Genomic DNA, 15,315 nt, shown 5'->3' with positions numbered 1-15,315 from the left:
CTTTTTTTATAGCTGGCTAAAAGCTAAGATGATTAGTTATCTCGTGCTTTATTCCAGGCTTCAACTGCATTATTTTTAGTACGCTTAATACTTTCACTTAAAGAATCTTTGTGCTTCAAAGAAATCTGGCTAATATCACCTTTAAGTTCTTTACTGACTTTAGTCAAATCTTCGATAAGTGCGTTAATTTCTGCTTTCAAAGCATTTTTAAGTTCAGATAGTCCTTCTTGTGAGGTGCTAAACTGAGCTTTAATCACATCAAGACGTTGTAGAATATCTTGTTTAATTTGAACAAATTGATTTTGAATATTCTTGTTTAACTCATGAGTTTCAGCTTCAATTTTTTCTTGAGTTTCACTTAAAACTTCTTTGACCTGCTCTTGAGTTTCAGTGATAGCTTCTTTCACCTGAGTTTTCGCTTCTGTAGCAACTTCTTTAATCTGCTCAGTTTTCCCGGCAACACTTTCTTTTACTTGCGCAGTTTTAGCAGTTACTGTTCTTTTCGCTTTAGTTGTAGTAGCAGCTACGGTTTCTTTCACTTCATTCACCTCAGCTTTTACCGAATCAACAACTGCTTGAGCTTTCTCGCTCACATCTTTTGAAACTTGATCATTACTCATGCTATTTCCTCATATTGTTTATTTTTTAACTAGCAATACAATAAATCCAGTTCTAAAAATTCAGCCAGCAAATTGTTAGACAATTTATCAAAAGTAACTGATTCGGATGAGCGGATAATTTTTTTGTAAAAATCAAGCAATGAATTATGTTTTTTAGCAGAAAATAAATAGACTTTTTGAGGTTCCATGCGTATAATGCGCTGTTAAGTTACAAGCGAGCAGACCGATAGGGAGGGGCATGTTTTATCACAACATCGCCTATCTTTTTTGGGTCTACTCGCTTTTTTACAGCCGAAATTCAGGAGCTTTGGTTTGAGCACCCCCGCCATTTTAGCCCTCGCAGATGGAACGATCTTTAAAGGAACGTCAATCGGCGCAACGGGAAGTACGACTGGAGAAGTCGTTTTTAACACAGCCATGACAGGCTATCAAGAAATTTTGACTGACCCAAGTTATGCACAACAAATTGTGACATTAACTTACCCTCATATCGGAAACACTGGCTGCAACGCAGAAGACGTTGAATCTGGTCGTATCCATAAAGTATGGGCGAATGGTTTAATTATTCGTGACCTTCCTCTACTACACAGTAACTTCCGTGCTGAGCAGTCTTTGAGTGAATATTTGCAAGAACACAATGTTGTTGCAATCGCGGATATTGATACACGTAAATTAACACGTATTTTGCGTGACAAAGGTGCACAAAATGGTTGCATCCTTGCTGGCGAAAATATTACTGAAGAAGAAGCAATTGCCAAAGCTCGTGCTTTTGGTGGCTTAAACGGTTTAGACCTTGCAAAAGAATGTTGCGATCCAACTGGTTTTGAATGGTCTGAAGGTTCATGGACTCTAGGCCAAGGCTTCTCTCAACCTGAATTAAAATATCATGTAGTTGCATACGATTACGGTGTCAAAACCAACATCTTGCGTATGCTTGCAGACCGCGGTTGCAAATTAACCGTTGTACCTGCAGAAACTCCGGCTGAAAAAGTATTGGCACTTAATCCGGATGGCGTATTCCTTTCAAATGGCCCTGGCGATCCAGCTGCTTGTGATTATGCAATCGAAGCTGTAAAAACTATTGTTGAAACCACAACATTACCTGTATTTGGTATTTGCTTAGGCCACCAAATCTTGGCACTCGCTTCTGGTGCAAAAACTGTAAAAATGAATCATGGTCACCACGGTGCTAACCACCCTGTACAAAATCTTGAAGATGGTACAGTGATGATTACTTCACAAAACCATGGTTTCGCTGTAGATGCTGAAACTTTACCGGCTAACTTAAAAGCAACGCATAAATCATTGTTCGATGGCACCTTACAAGGGATTCACCGTACAGACAAACCAGCTTTCAGCTTCCAAGGTCACCCTGAAGCAAGCCCAGGTCCACATGATTGTGCCCCATTGTTCGATCATTTTATCGAACTTATTGAAGCATCTAAACAGTAATTAAGGAGCGAATAATGCCTAAACGTACGGATATTAAAAGCATCTTAATTATTGGTGCTGGCCCGATTGTGATTGGTCAGGCATGTGAGTTTGACTACTCAGGTGCTCAAGCGTGTAAAGCACTTCGTGAAGAAGGCTACCGTGTTATTTTGGTTAACTCTAACCCAGCAACCATTATGACAGACCCTTCAATGGCTGATGCAACTTATATTGAGCCAATTACTTGGCAAACAGTTGCACAGATTATTGAAAAAGAACGTCCAGATGCAGTATTGCCAACTATGGGTGGCCAAACTGCGTTGAACTGTGCTCTTGCACTTGATGAGCACGGCGTTCTTGAGAAATATAATGTTGAATTAATTGGTGCAACTAAAGACGCAATTGAGAAAGCCGAAGATCGTAAACTCTTCGATATCGCTATGCGTAAAATTGGCTTGGAATGTCCAAAAGCTGCCATTGCCGAAACAATGGAAGAAGCTTTAGAAATCCAGTCACGCTTTGGTTTCCCGGTAATTATCCGTCCATCATTCACAATGGGTGGTTCGGGTGGCGGTATCGCATATAACCGCGAAGAATTCCTTGAGATTTGTGAACGTGGTTTTGATCTCTCTCCTACTCACCAGTTATTGATCGATGAATCTTTAATTGGTTGGAAAGAGTACGAAATGGAAGTTGTTCGTGACAAAAATGACAACTGTATTATCGTATGTGCGATCGAAAACTTCGACCCAATGGGCGTACACACTGGTGACTCAATCACTGTAGCACCAGCTCAAACATTAACTGACAAAGAATACCAATTGATGCGTAACGCTTCGGTTGCAGTTCTTCGTGAAATTGGTGTTGAGACAGGTGGTTCTAACGTTCAGTTCGGTATTAACCCGAAAGACGGCCGTATGGTTGTTATCGAGATGAACCCTCGTGTATCTCGTTCATCTGCTCTTGCTTCTAAAGCAACAGGTTTCCCGATTGCTAAAATCGCAGCAAAACTTGCTGTTGGTTATACTCTTGATGAATTGAAAAATGACATCACTGGTGGCGTGACTCCTGCAAGCTTCGAACCATCAATTGACTATGTTGTAACGAAGATTCCTCGTTTTAACTTCGAGAAATTCCCGCAAGCTGAACCAGTTCTTACCACTCAGATGAAATCTGTTGGTGAAGTGATGGCAATTGGCCGTAACTTCCAAGAATCTGTACAAAAAGCATTACGTGGTCTTGAAGTTGGTGTAAGCGGTTTTGATGAAAAAATCGAAGCCGGTGCAACAAATGCAAAAGAAATTATTCTAAAAGAACTTAAAGTTCCGGGTCCTGAGCGTATCTGGTATGTAGCGGACGCTTTCCGTCATGGTTTCTCTTTAGATGAAGTTTTTGAAGCGACTAAGATTGACCGCTGGTTCCTTATCCAGATTCAAGACATCGTTAAAACTGAAGCTCAAGTGAAAACTTTAGGTTTTGGTGACTTAAACGCTGACAACATCCGCTCGTTCAAGCGTAAAGGTTTATCTGACCTTCGTATTGCTCACCTCATGGGCATTTCACAAAAGCAATTCCGTAAACAACGTTGGAACTTGGGTGTTTATCCAGTTTACAAACGCGTTGATACATGTGCAGCAGAGTTTGAATCTGGTACTGCATACATGTATTCAACTTACGATGAAGAATGTGAAGCAAATCCATCAAACCGTGACAAGATCATGGTCATTGGTGGTGGTCCAAACCGTATTGGTCAAGGTATCGAATTTGACTACTGCTGTGTACACGCTGCATTAGCTATGCGTGAAGACGGTTACGAAACAATCATGGTGAACTGTAACCCTGAAACTGTTTCTACCGACTATGACACATCTGACCGTCTATACTTCGAGCCTGTAACACTTGAAGATGTACTTGAAATCGTACGTACAGAGAAGCCTAAAGGCGTAATCGTACAGTACGGTGGTCAAACTCCGCTTAAATTGGCACGTGCTTTAGAAGAAGCAGGTACTCCAATTATCGGTACATCACCAGATGCGATTGACCGTGCTGAAGACCGTGAACGTTTCCAACAAATGATTCAACGTTTACAGCTTCGTCAACCAAACAACAGCATTGTAAAATCTGCTGAAGAAGGTATCTCTGAAGCTGCAAAAGTAGGTTATCCGCTTGTTGTTCGCCCATCTTATGTATTAGGTGGTCGTGCAATGGAAATCGTATATAACGAAGAAGAACTTAAACGTTACCTTCGTGAAGCAGTTCAAGCATCTAATGAAGCCCCTGTTCTTCTTGACCGTTTCCTAGATGACGCAACTGAAGTTGATGTTGACTGTGTATCTGACGGTAAAGACGTTGTGATCGGCGGTATCATGCAGCATATTGAACAAGCAGGTATTCACTCAGGTGACTCTGCATGTTCGATTCCTCCTTATTCTTTATCTAAAGAAATTCAGGATGAAATGCGTCGTCAAACGATTGCGATGGCAAAAGAACTTGGCGTTGTTGGCTTAATGAACGTTCAGTTCGCTGTAAAAGGTGACGATATTTACGTTCTAGAAGTTAACCCACGTGCTTCACGTACAGTTCCATTCGTATCGAAGTGTATTGGTGATTCTTTAGCGAAAGTTGCTGCGCGTTGTATGGCAGGTCAATCTCTTGAGTCTCAAGGGTTTACTAAAGAAATCATTCCAACTCACTTTGCTGTGAAGGAAGCCGTTTTCCCATTCGCTAAATTCCAAGGCGTAGACCCTATGCTTGGACCTGAGATGAAATCTACAGGTGAAGTGATGGGCGTAGGTAAAACATTTGGTGAAGCATTCTATAAAGCTGTTTTAGGCTCAAATGAACGCTTACCTGGTTTACCAACTGAAGGCGAAGTAAAACATGCTTTCTTATCAGTACGTGAATCTGACAAGAAATACATCGCTGATATCGCTAAGAAATTAGTTGAATATGGCTTCAAGCTTGTTGCAACAGGTGGTACTTACCAAGTGCTTAAAGAAGCAGGTTTAGAATGCGAATCTGTAAATAAAGTTACTGAAGGTCGTCCACATATTGTTGACCGCTTGAAAAATGGTGAAATACACCTTATTGTCAATACCACTGAAGGTAAACAGGCTCAATATGACTCTGCAATGATTCGTCGTGCTGCCCTACAAGGCAAAGTGTATTACACAACGACCATCAATGGCGCAGAAGCTGTTTGCCAAGCCTTTGCTGTGAAATTGCCAATGGATGTATACCGCTTGCAAGATTTAACTGTAGGTTAATTTTTTTACCGATAAGTCCCGTCACCTTATCGGTGGCGGGATTTTTTCATTTTTTTAACTGTGTTTTCTCAACTTAAGAGGGACCGAAATGCAACGTTATCCAATGACCCCTGAAGGTAAAATCGCCTTAGAGAAAGAATTACAACATCTGAAATCTGTTGAACGTCCACGTATTACTCAAGCAATTGCTGAAGCACGTGAACATGGGGACTTAAAAGAAAATGCAGAATACCATGCTGCTCGTGAACAGCAAGGTTTCTGTGAAGGACGCATCCAAGATATCGAAGGAAAATTGGGTGCTTCACAAGTCATCGATGTTAAGGACTTAGAACAAAACGGTCGTGTTGTATTCGGTGTTACGGTAACGATTGAAAACCTTGATACTGAAGAACGCAAGACTTATAAAATTGTTGGTGATGATGAAGCTGATTTTAAAATCAATAAAATCTCAGTGAACTCACCAATCGCACGTGGCCTTTTGAGCAAGAGTGAAGGTGATGAAGTAAAAATCGTTACTCCTCAAGGCGAAGTGGAATATGAAATCGTAAGTGTAGAATATCTTTAATTTATAAATAGATATACTTAAACTATAAAACCCCTCAATTGAGGGGTTTTTTATATTTCAAACAATTATTAAAAAAGTTCACTATGCATTTTTAAAAAGCCTGATGCAAAGATTTTAAAAGCATTTAATGCTTCAGGAAGTACCTGTTCAGGATATTCACTTGAAGCTACCCATAATGCTGCGTTCATGGCAGCGCCATTTAAAAGCACTGCTGCCGCTTCTGGGTCTACAATTTTAATTTGTTCTGCTGTCAATAGCTGTTCAACGCACTTACGGGTAGACTGCAGACATCTGTTTTGACTTGGCCAATGCGCTGGATCACCTAGCACTGCAGGTCCGTCACGTAACACAATACGCTGAAACTCAGGATTTAAAGCATTTTGAATATAGGTCTGCCCTTCAAGTAGCAATCCTTCCCAAAGATCATCAGGCTGCTCTAGATGATGCTGGGCGTATTCTGCCATTTGTGAATCAATTTGATCGACGACTGCAGCAAATAAACCACGCTTATCGCCAAAATGATGGTACAGCGCCCCCCGGGTCAACCCTGCTTCTGCCGTGAGTTTATCCATTGAAGTATCTGCATAGCCATATTCAGCAAATGCACGACGTGCTACTTCAATCAGTTTCTTGCGGGTTTCCGCCATCTTTTGTTCACGAACAGACATGTATTTCACCAGCTAATCATCACAAAAAATTTTATTGACATACACCTCGTATGTCAATTATGTTTACATACGAGGCGTATGTGAAACCTGAGCGACATTTACTGATTGGTATTTAAATACTGAAGGAGAGCAAACCTGATGAGAACTGCAATATTTCCTAAAGACCGCCATGCCTTATATGAACAGCATGGTTATTCAGCCGCAATTCAATCGAAAGATTTACTCTTTGTTTCAGGACAGGTTGGTAGCCTTGAAGATGGCTCACCTGTACCTGATTTTGAAAAACAGGTGATCCAAGCTTTTAAGAACTTAGCAGAGACACTGAAAGCAGCTGGTTGTACTTTCGATGATATTATTGATGTCACCACCTTTCATACCGATCCAGAACGGCAGTTTGAAAGTATTATGAAAGTTAAAAATCAGATCTTTACACAAAAACCTTATCCCAACTGGACCGCTGTGGGCGTAACCTGGCTAGCGGGTTTTGATTTTGAGATTAAAGTTATTGCACGTATTCCTCATAATAATTAGTTCAAATTAGCACTTACTTTAATATTCGATTCATTGGCTGAGCTGAGATTATTGGTTCAGCTTGAATCGCAATTCGGTATAATGGTGTATTGCCTTTTTTATATCTCCATTATGGCTGAAAAGTTAATTAGCTCCCCTGTTCGTCATTGGTGCGAATTTGAGTTTATTTCCAAAACTGTGAAAAATCCCAATATCCATATTAAAGGAAATTATTCTTATTATTCAGCTTATTGGGATCAAGGCTTTGAACGTTGTGTAGTACGTTATTTACATGACAAAGCTTCAACCCCAGAAAAACCGATTGACCAACTTTATATTGGTAATTTTGTTTGTTTTGGTGCTGAGTGCGTGATCATGATGGGTGGCAATCAGCTTCATAGACCCGACTGGATTTCAACTTTTCCTTTTGATACTCGTAGTTTTTTGGCGGCTGGTGATACTATTATTGCTGATGGCTGCTGGGTTGGTAGCCGTGCCATGATTATGCAAGGTGTCAAACTAGGTGAAGGCGCAGTGGTCGCCACTGGAGCCGTAGTAACTAAAGATGTTCCTCCCTATGCAATTGTAGGTGGAGTGCCTGCGAAAATTATTAAATATCGCTTTCCTCAAGAACAAATCGACAAACTACTTGCTTTAAAACTTTATGATTTAGATGAGAAGCAAATTTTGAAAATACGTGAATATCTTCAAACTGATGATATATCTAGTCTATATGAATATATGGAAATTCAAGAATTATAGCCCTTCTTTAATATATGATTTCCAATCTTCCTCAAAACGATTTGAGTGATCAATGTTATAAATAGCTAAATCTTTAAGGAAATTTCTTAAAGTATATTCTCTTGAAGAACTATCACTACTACGTCTAGCTTGATCATATGCTTGCATTAATTTATCAATAATAGTTCCCTTTACTTGATAATCATATTCGAGAATAATTCTATACCACTCCGCATCTGAAATATTTTCCATACCATGCATACCTGCACTCAAATGATGCTTGCTTAGAAATTCTCGCTTATTTTTACATAGATAAGAAATTAATTTGTTAATAACTTTCTCTATATAAATTTGATGATTTGCAAATGGCTCTCCCCCCATGATATAGCTTAGTAAAATCAAATTTTTATTAGGATTATCAGTTCGTAACAATGCAAATTGATTAATTTTTCTTATAAATGCACGCGCATTGAGTTTTTTTTCAAGCTGTAAGGCCAAAGTAAAAAAATATAGTTCATTCACTTCATCTAAACTTGTTAATTCTCCGACTCTAAACAATTGTTCTTTAATTATATTTTCATAATGATAATCTGCAATATTAGATGGAAACTGAATTGTAAAATCTACAAACTTTTCTAAATAGTCACCTTGTATTTCCGAATCATATCCATAAAAAGTTTTTATTGATTGAAGTAATTGCGTTTTATTCATTACTAGAACAAAAAACAATTTTTGGAGTATCAAAAAAATGCTTAATTCGTTCAATCAAACGGATAGCAAAATCAGGACGGCAGCGATCTAATTCATCTATTATAAAAACTAATGGCTTGTCCAACTTACTAACTGTCTCAGTTAAATATTTTTTGAAATCATTTAGTGTTTTCTTTTCAGCCTCATGCCTTGCAATTTTTTCTTGAATGCTTTCCTTAATACGATCACTTGCTTCCTCAGTTAGACTTTCTACTTCATCTTTTGCATTTTCGTAACCTTGCTGTAAAAGTCCACCTAAAAAACCAGCTCCAATTAAATGTAAGCCCATAGTAAGTGCTACTTTAGGCAAAGATGGTAATAGAGCTGTTCCAATAGATGCCGACAATTCGATTAGATTTTCCACATTTTTCTTAGTTTTTTTGTCTTTACTTAAGATATTTGTAATTTCTGAAGTTATTAATAAAAAAGGGTCATCTAAGTAATCATTAGCAAAAGCATCTAAATAAATTACATTATGGTCAGTATGCTCAAGGTGCTTTTGCCAATGTTTAACAAACCATGTTTTTCCCTCTCCCCAACGTGCATCTAAAGTAAGAACAGCTCCACACTGTAACCGATCAACATAGTTAGTTAATCTTTCTCCCAAATATTTTCGCCCCCAAAGGTCTCCCTCCCAAGCATTCTCAATATTATCTAAGTTTGTATTATTCCAATTAAGTTGGTGTAATTCGCTCATTGTATTAATTAGATAAAAGTAAAATTTATTACTCCAATATAGCATTTAGAATGATTGAACTAAAAACAAATAATTTAGATTGTTCTACTAGGTTTTTTTAAGTATTTAATGGGTTTAATATAGGGAAATAGCTATTATTTAAAGAAAGATTTAAGTCTAACTGAAATAAAATGATAAGGAAAATACTCATGTTATATCAACATATTCTAGTACCAATTGACGGTTCTGAAACTTCTATGGTCGCCATGAAAGAGGCCATTAAGCTGGGAAAAGCGTTAAATAGTAAAATTACAGTTGTACAAGTGATGGCACTTGACCCATTTATTGCTGATGTCTACGTAAAAACTGGCCAAACTAATGAGTTGATTGAACGTACAAGAACTTATTTGCTCGACATTTTAGAAAAAGCAAAACAAGAATTTGCCAACGAAGGCATTACTGTTGAAGCCAAACTGTTAGAAGGGTTTGTTGTACATGAGGAAATCATTCAAGCTGCTCAAGACTTAAATGCAGATCTGATTGTCATGGGTTCTCATGGCCGCACGGGAGTCCGAAAACTCGTGTTGGGAAGTGTTGCACAAAAAGTTTTAGGAGAAAGCCATATTCCCGTGTTAATTGTTCGCTAAAGTGAGACGCCTGTCTGGCTAAAGTGAGCTAGATAGGCTTCTATTTCTTAAAAGGCATAACCTCTTCACGCGATTGCTCAACCATTATTGTTTTTTTACTTTTGAAAGCTTCCCAAGAATAATTTTTATAATTTAATTGCCATAAATAATATGGTTGTCCCACATCTTTAAATTGAATGTTTAGTATCATCCATGCCTCATCATGACAATGGGGCGATTTTTTATAATCTTGTTCTGAAAAACATGCCCGAATCATTTCTCGTGAAGAAAAAGCAATATCTTTTAGTGCAACTTGATACTTCCCATGAGGTTTGAGCTTAATAAAATCAGCATTTTCCTCAAAACGCCCTCCTCCTGAGTAACCCGTAAACCATTTATTAACTACTGCGATTGCATACTCATTTTTATTTAATGGATATAAAGCTGGAAAGATTTGTAATCCATCTGGTCCCAAATCATCGGTATGAGGCTCTTTATTATGATGTTGATAATCTTTAAAGTCCCATTGATCAACTACTTTATATTGATTATTTTGCTTCTTAACCTGAACAATTTGTGGACTTTCATCTATTAGGTAATAAATCGAATCTTGCGTATTTTTTCCCTTCCACAGGATAGCTTCACCACTGCATTTCTGTCTCAGTTGCTTGCATATCAAATCTATGTCTTGCTGAGAAGCCTTTATATTTGCAAAAGGTTGAGTTGAAATATCCTTTTCAGCATAACTCATCTGTGCCATCAAACTTAAAAGTAATACTGCTCCACTACACCATTTATTATTCTTTTGCATGTATATTTACTCTCTAACATAAATATTAAGGCTGCCAAGCAAACTGCTTTAAGTCAACTTTACCATTTAACAAATAGACACCTTCAGCTTCCAATTTTAATTGCTGAATATTTTCACCTTTTTTATTAAACTTACTTAGGCTAATTTTGCCTTGAGAATTAATTACACGATACCAAGGAACTTGATGATCAGCTTCAAGATGTTTCAAAACATAGCCGACTAATCTTGCATGTTTTGGTAATCCTGCCATACGAGCCACTTGTCCATAGGTTGCAACTTTTCCATAAGGAATCAAAGCAATGACTTCTAAAATTTGCCGATGTAGTTCATACTGAGTTGTCAAAATGGACTCCATAAAAATTGACATCATTCATATCATATAAAAAATTTTGAACAAAACTAAATGCAATCCAAGGTGGGCTTGAGGGAAATCTGCATGAAAAAAACATTACTGGTGATTACTGGCACTTTACTATGCGTTTCTTGTACTACACGCCCTCCTCTTCCTTTAGGAGAAACACCTAAAGTCTCCACAGATGGCCGCCCTATTATTCCGGTCACTTTTGTTTTTACAACCAACTCTCCAGAAGCTACAAAGTTTGATAATTATCAACAGATGCGTAAGGAAATTAAAATATTAAATAAATACTATGTAGATGATAAAAATAATAAAATTTTTAAATTTAAGCTACATCGTTATATTCCTTATGAAGAGTTTTCAAAATTACATTGTGATTTAAAACAACAGATTAATCAGCCCTACCCAATTACGATTGAAACCATTCCTGCCAGTGTAAATACGTGTTTTCCGAAACGAACTGCAAGTAAAGAAGTGATTGTTTTTATTTATGATGCCTATTCAACGAAATGGAAATTTGAAGATGTAACAAGTAGAGCGTTTCGCAATAATGGCAAACCTTTTATTTTATTAGACTGGAACCGACTTAATTATAATATTCAGGCTGGTAGCGTGCATGAAATGGGACATGTGTTTGGTCTAAAACATGTTTGTGCGCCAAAAGCTACAAAACGTACTCCCACCAACATCATGGCAAGCGCCGAATGTAAATTAGGCAGTGGTGGCTTAAGAAATTTAGGATTTACGCCAGTACAACTTCAAAATATTTTATCGACATACAAACAATATCCCTAAAATTTAATTTCAATATATGGCCCTAAGTTATCTTGGGTAGCGATGTAATTTTCAGGGGCCAATGAAGATGTCATGTAAGTACTAGCTTTTAAGAAATCTTCAGCATTGACTGGATACGGCTGCCAAAATGTTTTCAAATTATTGGTGTAAATTGGATAAAGGCGAAGTAAGTCTTTTGATAAATCTAACCTTGCTATACAGCCAAATGGTAAAGCATTGTGTTTTTCATATTCGCCATTGCTATTAAACACAGCATTGCCAATACCAAATACGACTGGCTTTTGGTTGATGATCTGGACAGGTTGAATAGTATGAGCACCATGGCCAATGATCAGGTCAGCGCCAGCTTGAGTAAGAATCGTAGCAAGCTTACTCTGTTCTTTTGCAATTGGCTTAAAGTCGACACCCCAATGGCAAATAACAATAATTTTATGTTCAGGATGAATCAGCCTATAGCGACCTATTTGTTCAAGCAAAACACCATTTAAACACGCAACCCCACTCTTATAACCTAAAGCATAAAAATCATAATCGAGATAGGCAGTGTCTCTGTGCCAGTATCCGTTAAAAATAGCATAATGCTTATTTTCAAAAGAGAGCTCAAAGTAATTATGAGCATCTTTTTGGTTTACACCTGCCCCAATATAAGAAATGTTAGCCTGATCCAACTGTTGTAATGTATAGGTCAGCCCACGATCCCCATAGTCTTTTAGATGGTTATTTGCCAACACCACATGATTAAGGTGAATATTTTTGAATTCTGCTAATGTTTGTTCAGCATCAGCTTTAAGAATAAAAGGCTTTTTATGATCTAAAGGAGATTGGTTTTCTAAAGAAAATACCGCTTCAAAGTTAGCAATATTTAAGTCATGTTCACCTAAAAAAGCTTTTATTTTTTTAAAAGAATAGCCATATCCATACTGTTGCAGAGCATCTATTTGCCCTCTAGCCTTACGTTTTTCAGTGTAGATTTCCCCAAAGTAGGTATCGCCTAAAATATTAATAATGCCACTTGGAGTTGAGCAAACTTTAGGTTTTACATTCTGTGCTTGGAAACAATGATAGTAAGGAATCAAGTGCTCAGCACGATGAATATCATCTAAGAATAAAAAGAAACCTATCGTTTGGTTTTCTTCAAAGAACGTCAGATAAATTTTTCTAAAAGAATTTATAAGATATAAGACCTCTACTACATTCTGTCCCATTAATGGTGTCTGAAGGAGATAAATCTTTCCTTGAAAATTCAGCTCCTTTATAAAGAATAGTTCTTTTATATCATTGGGATAGCTATAAATTTTTCTGATCAATAAAAACAAATGCTTTAGTTGATTTTGGGTAACTTCATTTTTTAAAGTTAAGTTATAGGTAGCGGCTCTTTTAGAGAAAATTAAAGATGCTTGCTCATTTGTACCACAGAGCATCTTACTTAAAGCATCTTTTACATCTGCTGCTTGAGTAAAAATTAAGAACTGCAATAACTCGGTAAATGTATAACTTTCTGATGTTTTTAAACCTAAGTTTTGTTGTCCAATGTGCTTACTCATATTTTGTGGCACAACATAGACATCTTGAGCTTGTACATTTTTTTGCTGAAATTGTTCTAATGCGTAGTCGATTAGAAGTAGTGTTGAAATATCATCGTCAAATTCGAATTGCCATAAAGCTTCATCGAAACTTGTAGTGTCGATATGAGCTAATAATTTGATCTCAACGGGTTGATATTTCATGGTTCATATCCTTGTAATCTTTAACGTAAGCGATATAACCCGATAAGTTATGCTCTTGGTCATCAATCCGTACTCGGAAACGATCATGGCGAATATAAAAAGCATGTAAAATTTTATCTGGCCGTGCCATATACATCGCCATTTCCGGATAAAAAAAGCCTGTCGTTTGAAAATCAGCCCTAAACTCAATTAATTTTTGAAGCTCAGGCATATACGCCTGCTCAAAAAGTGCTGTACGTCCCTGCTCTTTTAAGCGGCTTACCATTTTATAAGCAGCCATTAACATTTCTAGTAAAGTCGCATAAGTCGTTTTTCGATTACGAATAAAAATAAAATGTTTTAAATAATTATTTAAACCAAAAATAAAATATTTATCTTCAGGGCATATTTTAGTGAGTTCATTTGTACAATAACTTAACCAATGATCATGGTATTTTTCATATCTCTTTTCAATAAAATATTCAAACATTAATTTAACAGTTTCTAATAATCTATAATCTTGGTTAATTTGATATAACCTTAATAAAGCTAAAGCAGCTTCACCATCATAATAAATAATTCTGAATTTTTCTTTTAAATCATAATCTGGATAACTTAATACGTGAGTTGTTGAGCCATTTGAATCTATTAATTTTAAAATACTATTTGCAAGTTTCTCTGCATATTTTTGATAATTAGTTTTTTGAGTAATTTCTTGATATTTAGTTAACATTAAAATAGCAGCCGCATTGGCACCTAATTTAATTTCAAATTCCCCTTCTTTACCATCAATCATGAAAGCAGTTTCTGAATCTTTTTCTTTATAAAAGTTGGTCAATGCATATTGGATAGCAGCATGTATCTTGGGCCAATATTCTGGTTTACTCTGCACTTCAAATGTTTCCAGCAACGCATACACCGAGGTACAGTGGCGTACCGTATTGTAGTTACGAATATCTCGATCATAGGCAGAAAAATAGCCATAGATAAATTTGCCATTTTCTTGAATTTGATCATGCAAAAATGCCGAATTTTTTTCAATTAACGACTGAAAATGCTGTTTCTTATTGCTCGAAATCGCCCTAATACCATTCGCATGATTACCGCTCGCTAAATTAATGAATTGCCCATTTTCATAAAATGCTGCGTAGGTATCAAAAGTCCAAATGTCTTGTAGCTCTTGTAGTTTAATCTGTGGTTTAATCTGTGGTTTAGTCGCGTTATATTTTTGCTTAATTGCATAATTCAGATTTGTTTCATCAAAAAAGTTGGGTTTGTCATAGCTCAAACCTCGAATGATTGCTTTTCCATAAATCTCTTGCTCAAGAAAAGCCACTGAACAGTGTTCATCAAACCCAATACCTTTACGGTAGTGGTTATTGTGAAATTGATGATGGACTTGCTGCTCTACTACTTTCCAAGTTTGTTTCGTTAAATTATATGCAACATCAATTTTTATATAATCAACAAGTGACTCATGTGCAAACTGGTCATTAATGAAGGCTAATAATTGTATTTTTGCTTGTGAAAAGCTTGTTTTTTCACTATGCCAGACATTACATCTTTGGTCTTTAGGCCCATAAGATATAAATAAAATCGTCTTCTTTTGAAGATCTGAAACATGGGGAGCGATATGTTCTAACCAAAGGTTCAGTTGTCTTTGGAAGTTTAAAAATGCTGTCACTCGAAATCAGTCCCTATCCGTTATTTGTTGTTCTATAAAGTTTTCAATGCATCATAACATGAGCATGTAAAAAGCTAAGTTAACGTATTGTTTAAAGATAAAAAAAGA

The 15,315-nt window shown here is 36.9% G+C and carries 16 protein-coding genes; 7 read left to right on the top strand and 9 right to left on the bottom strand.

What is annotated here, in order from left to right:
- Nucleotides 1–32: 32 nt before the first annotated feature.
- Both AAC388_RS03965 and AAC388_RS03960 read right to left on the bottom strand, forming a co-directional pair.
- Entirely contained in the window at nucleotides 33–620 is a 588-nt protein-coding gene (locus AAC388_RS03965) for a hypothetical protein (RefSeq protein WP_014207459.1), read from the bottom strand.
- A 29-nt stretch (nucleotides 621–649) separates the two neighbouring features.
- A complete protein-coding gene (locus AAC388_RS03960) occupies nucleotides 650–808 on the bottom strand; it encodes a hypothetical protein (RefSeq protein WP_002115567.1) in 159 nt (52 codons plus the stop codon).
- A 124-nt stretch (nucleotides 809–932) separates the two neighbouring features.
- On the opposite strand from AAC388_RS03960, the gene carA reads away from it, so the two are divergent.
- The 3 genes from carA (at nucleotide 933) to greA (ending at nucleotide 5,882) form a co-directional block, all read left to right on the top strand.
- Nucleotides 933–2,072, top strand: coding sequence for a glutamine-hydrolyzing carbamoyl-phosphate synthase small subunit (gene carA, locus AAC388_RS03955; protein ID WP_005067597.1), 1,140 nt, complete (start codon nucleotides 933–935; stop codon nucleotides 2,070–2,072).
- 14 nt (nucleotides 2,073–2,086) lie between these two features.
- Complete coding sequence (carB, locus tag AAC388_RS03950; RefSeq protein WP_005067595.1) at nucleotides 2,087–5,317, top strand: carbamoyl-phosphate synthase large subunit; 3,231 nt, start codon at nucleotides 2,087–2,089, stop codon at nucleotides 5,315–5,317.
- Nucleotides 5,318–5,405: 88 nt separating this feature from the next.
- A complete protein-coding gene (greA, locus tag AAC388_RS03945; RefSeq protein ID WP_002115570.1) occupies nucleotides 5,406–5,882 on the top strand; it encodes a transcription elongation factor GreA in 477 nt (158 codons plus the stop codon).
- A gap of 68 nt (nucleotides 5,883–5,950) precedes the next feature.
- Here greA and AAC388_RS03940 read toward each other — a convergent pair whose 3' ends face one another.
- Nucleotides 5,951–6,550: a TetR/AcrR family transcriptional regulator gene (locus tag AAC388_RS03940; protein ID WP_068531181.1), complete on the bottom strand. Its 600-nt coding sequence runs from the start codon at nucleotides 6,548–6,550 to the stop codon at nucleotides 5,951–5,953.
- 138 nt (nucleotides 6,551–6,688) lie between these two features.
- Between AAC388_RS03940 and AAC388_RS03935 the strand changes: the two genes are divergently transcribed.
- Both AAC388_RS03935 and AAC388_RS03930 read left to right on the top strand, forming a co-directional pair.
- Entirely contained in the window at nucleotides 6,689–7,081 is a 393-nt protein-coding gene (locus AAC388_RS03935) for a RidA family protein (RefSeq protein ID WP_005067589.1), read from the top strand.
- Between the two features lie 111 nt (nucleotides 7,082–7,192).
- Nucleotides 7,193–7,822 (top strand): CatB-related O-acetyltransferase, encoded by a 630-nt coding sequence (locus AAC388_RS03930; protein WP_068531185.1) that lies wholly within the window; start codon nucleotides 7,193–7,195, stop codon nucleotides 7,820–7,822.
- Here AAC388_RS03930 and AAC388_RS03925 read toward each other — a convergent pair.
- Together AAC388_RS03925 and AAC388_RS03920 are read right to left on the bottom strand one after the other, a co-directional pair.
- On the bottom strand, nucleotides 7,817–8,512 hold the full coding sequence (locus tag AAC388_RS03925) for a hypothetical protein (RefSeq protein ID WP_342371221.1): 696 nt from the start codon (nucleotides 8,510–8,512) through the stop codon (nucleotides 7,817–7,819). The two genes, AAC388_RS03930 and AAC388_RS03925, sit on opposite strands and share 6 nt — an antisense overlap.
- Entirely contained in the window at nucleotides 8,505–9,248 is a 744-nt protein-coding gene (locus AAC388_RS03920) for a P-loop NTPase fold protein (RefSeq protein WP_342371220.1), read from the bottom strand. Before AAC388_RS03920 ends, AAC388_RS03925 begins: the two co-directional genes overlap by 8 nt.
- Before the next feature lie 188 nt (nucleotides 9,249–9,436).
- On the opposite strand from AAC388_RS03920, the gene AAC388_RS03915 reads away from it, so the two are divergent.
- On the top strand, nucleotides 9,437–9,874 hold the full coding sequence (locus AAC388_RS03915; RefSeq protein ID WP_017385767.1) for a universal stress protein: 438 nt from the start codon (nucleotides 9,437–9,439) through the stop codon (nucleotides 9,872–9,874).
- 40 nt (nucleotides 9,875–9,914) lie between these two features.
- On the opposite strand, the gene AAC388_RS03910 is transcribed toward AAC388_RS03915, so the two are convergent.
- Both AAC388_RS03910 and AAC388_RS03905 read right to left on the bottom strand, forming a co-directional pair.
- Nucleotides 9,915–10,664, bottom strand: a complete 750-nt coding sequence (locus tag AAC388_RS03910) for a hypothetical protein (protein WP_068531190.1) — start codon at nucleotides 10,662–10,664, stop codon at nucleotides 9,915–9,917.
- A 25-nt stretch (nucleotides 10,665–10,689) separates the two neighbouring features.
- Nucleotides 10,690–11,019, bottom strand: a complete 330-nt coding sequence (locus tag AAC388_RS03905) for an MGMT family protein (protein WP_206260429.1) — start codon at nucleotides 11,017–11,019, stop codon at nucleotides 10,690–10,692.
- Between the two features lie 81 nt (nucleotides 11,020–11,100).
- On the opposite strand from AAC388_RS03905, the gene AAC388_RS03900 reads away from it, so the two are divergent.
- A complete protein-coding gene (locus AAC388_RS03900; protein ID WP_342371219.1) occupies nucleotides 11,101–11,817 on the top strand; it encodes a metalloprotease in 717 nt (238 codons plus the stop codon).
- On the opposite strand, the gene AAC388_RS03895 is transcribed toward AAC388_RS03900, so the two are convergent.
- Both AAC388_RS03895 and AAC388_RS03890 read right to left on the bottom strand, forming a co-directional pair.
- Nucleotides 11,814–13,544 (bottom strand): CapA family protein, encoded by a 1,731-nt coding sequence (locus AAC388_RS03895; protein ID WP_342371218.1) that lies wholly within the window; start codon nucleotides 13,542–13,544, stop codon nucleotides 11,814–11,816. The two genes, AAC388_RS03900 and AAC388_RS03895, sit on opposite strands and share 4 nt — an antisense overlap.
- Entirely contained in the window at nucleotides 13,525–15,207 is a 1,683-nt protein-coding gene (locus AAC388_RS03890; protein WP_342371217.1) for a poly alpha-glucosyltransferase, read from the bottom strand. The genes AAC388_RS03895 and AAC388_RS03890 overlap by 20 nt, the downstream gene beginning before the upstream one ends.
- Between the last annotated feature and the right edge of the window lie 108 nt (nucleotides 15,208–15,315).

It is taken from the genome of Acinetobacter sp. D009 (assembly GCF_038562025.1).
GTDB classification, from domain to species: Bacteria; Pseudomonadota; Gammaproteobacteria; order Pseudomonadales; family Moraxellaceae; genus Acinetobacter; species Acinetobacter pittii.
Note: the sequence above shows the minus strand (reverse complement) of the source record. Positions and strands in the feature narration are given on the sequence as shown.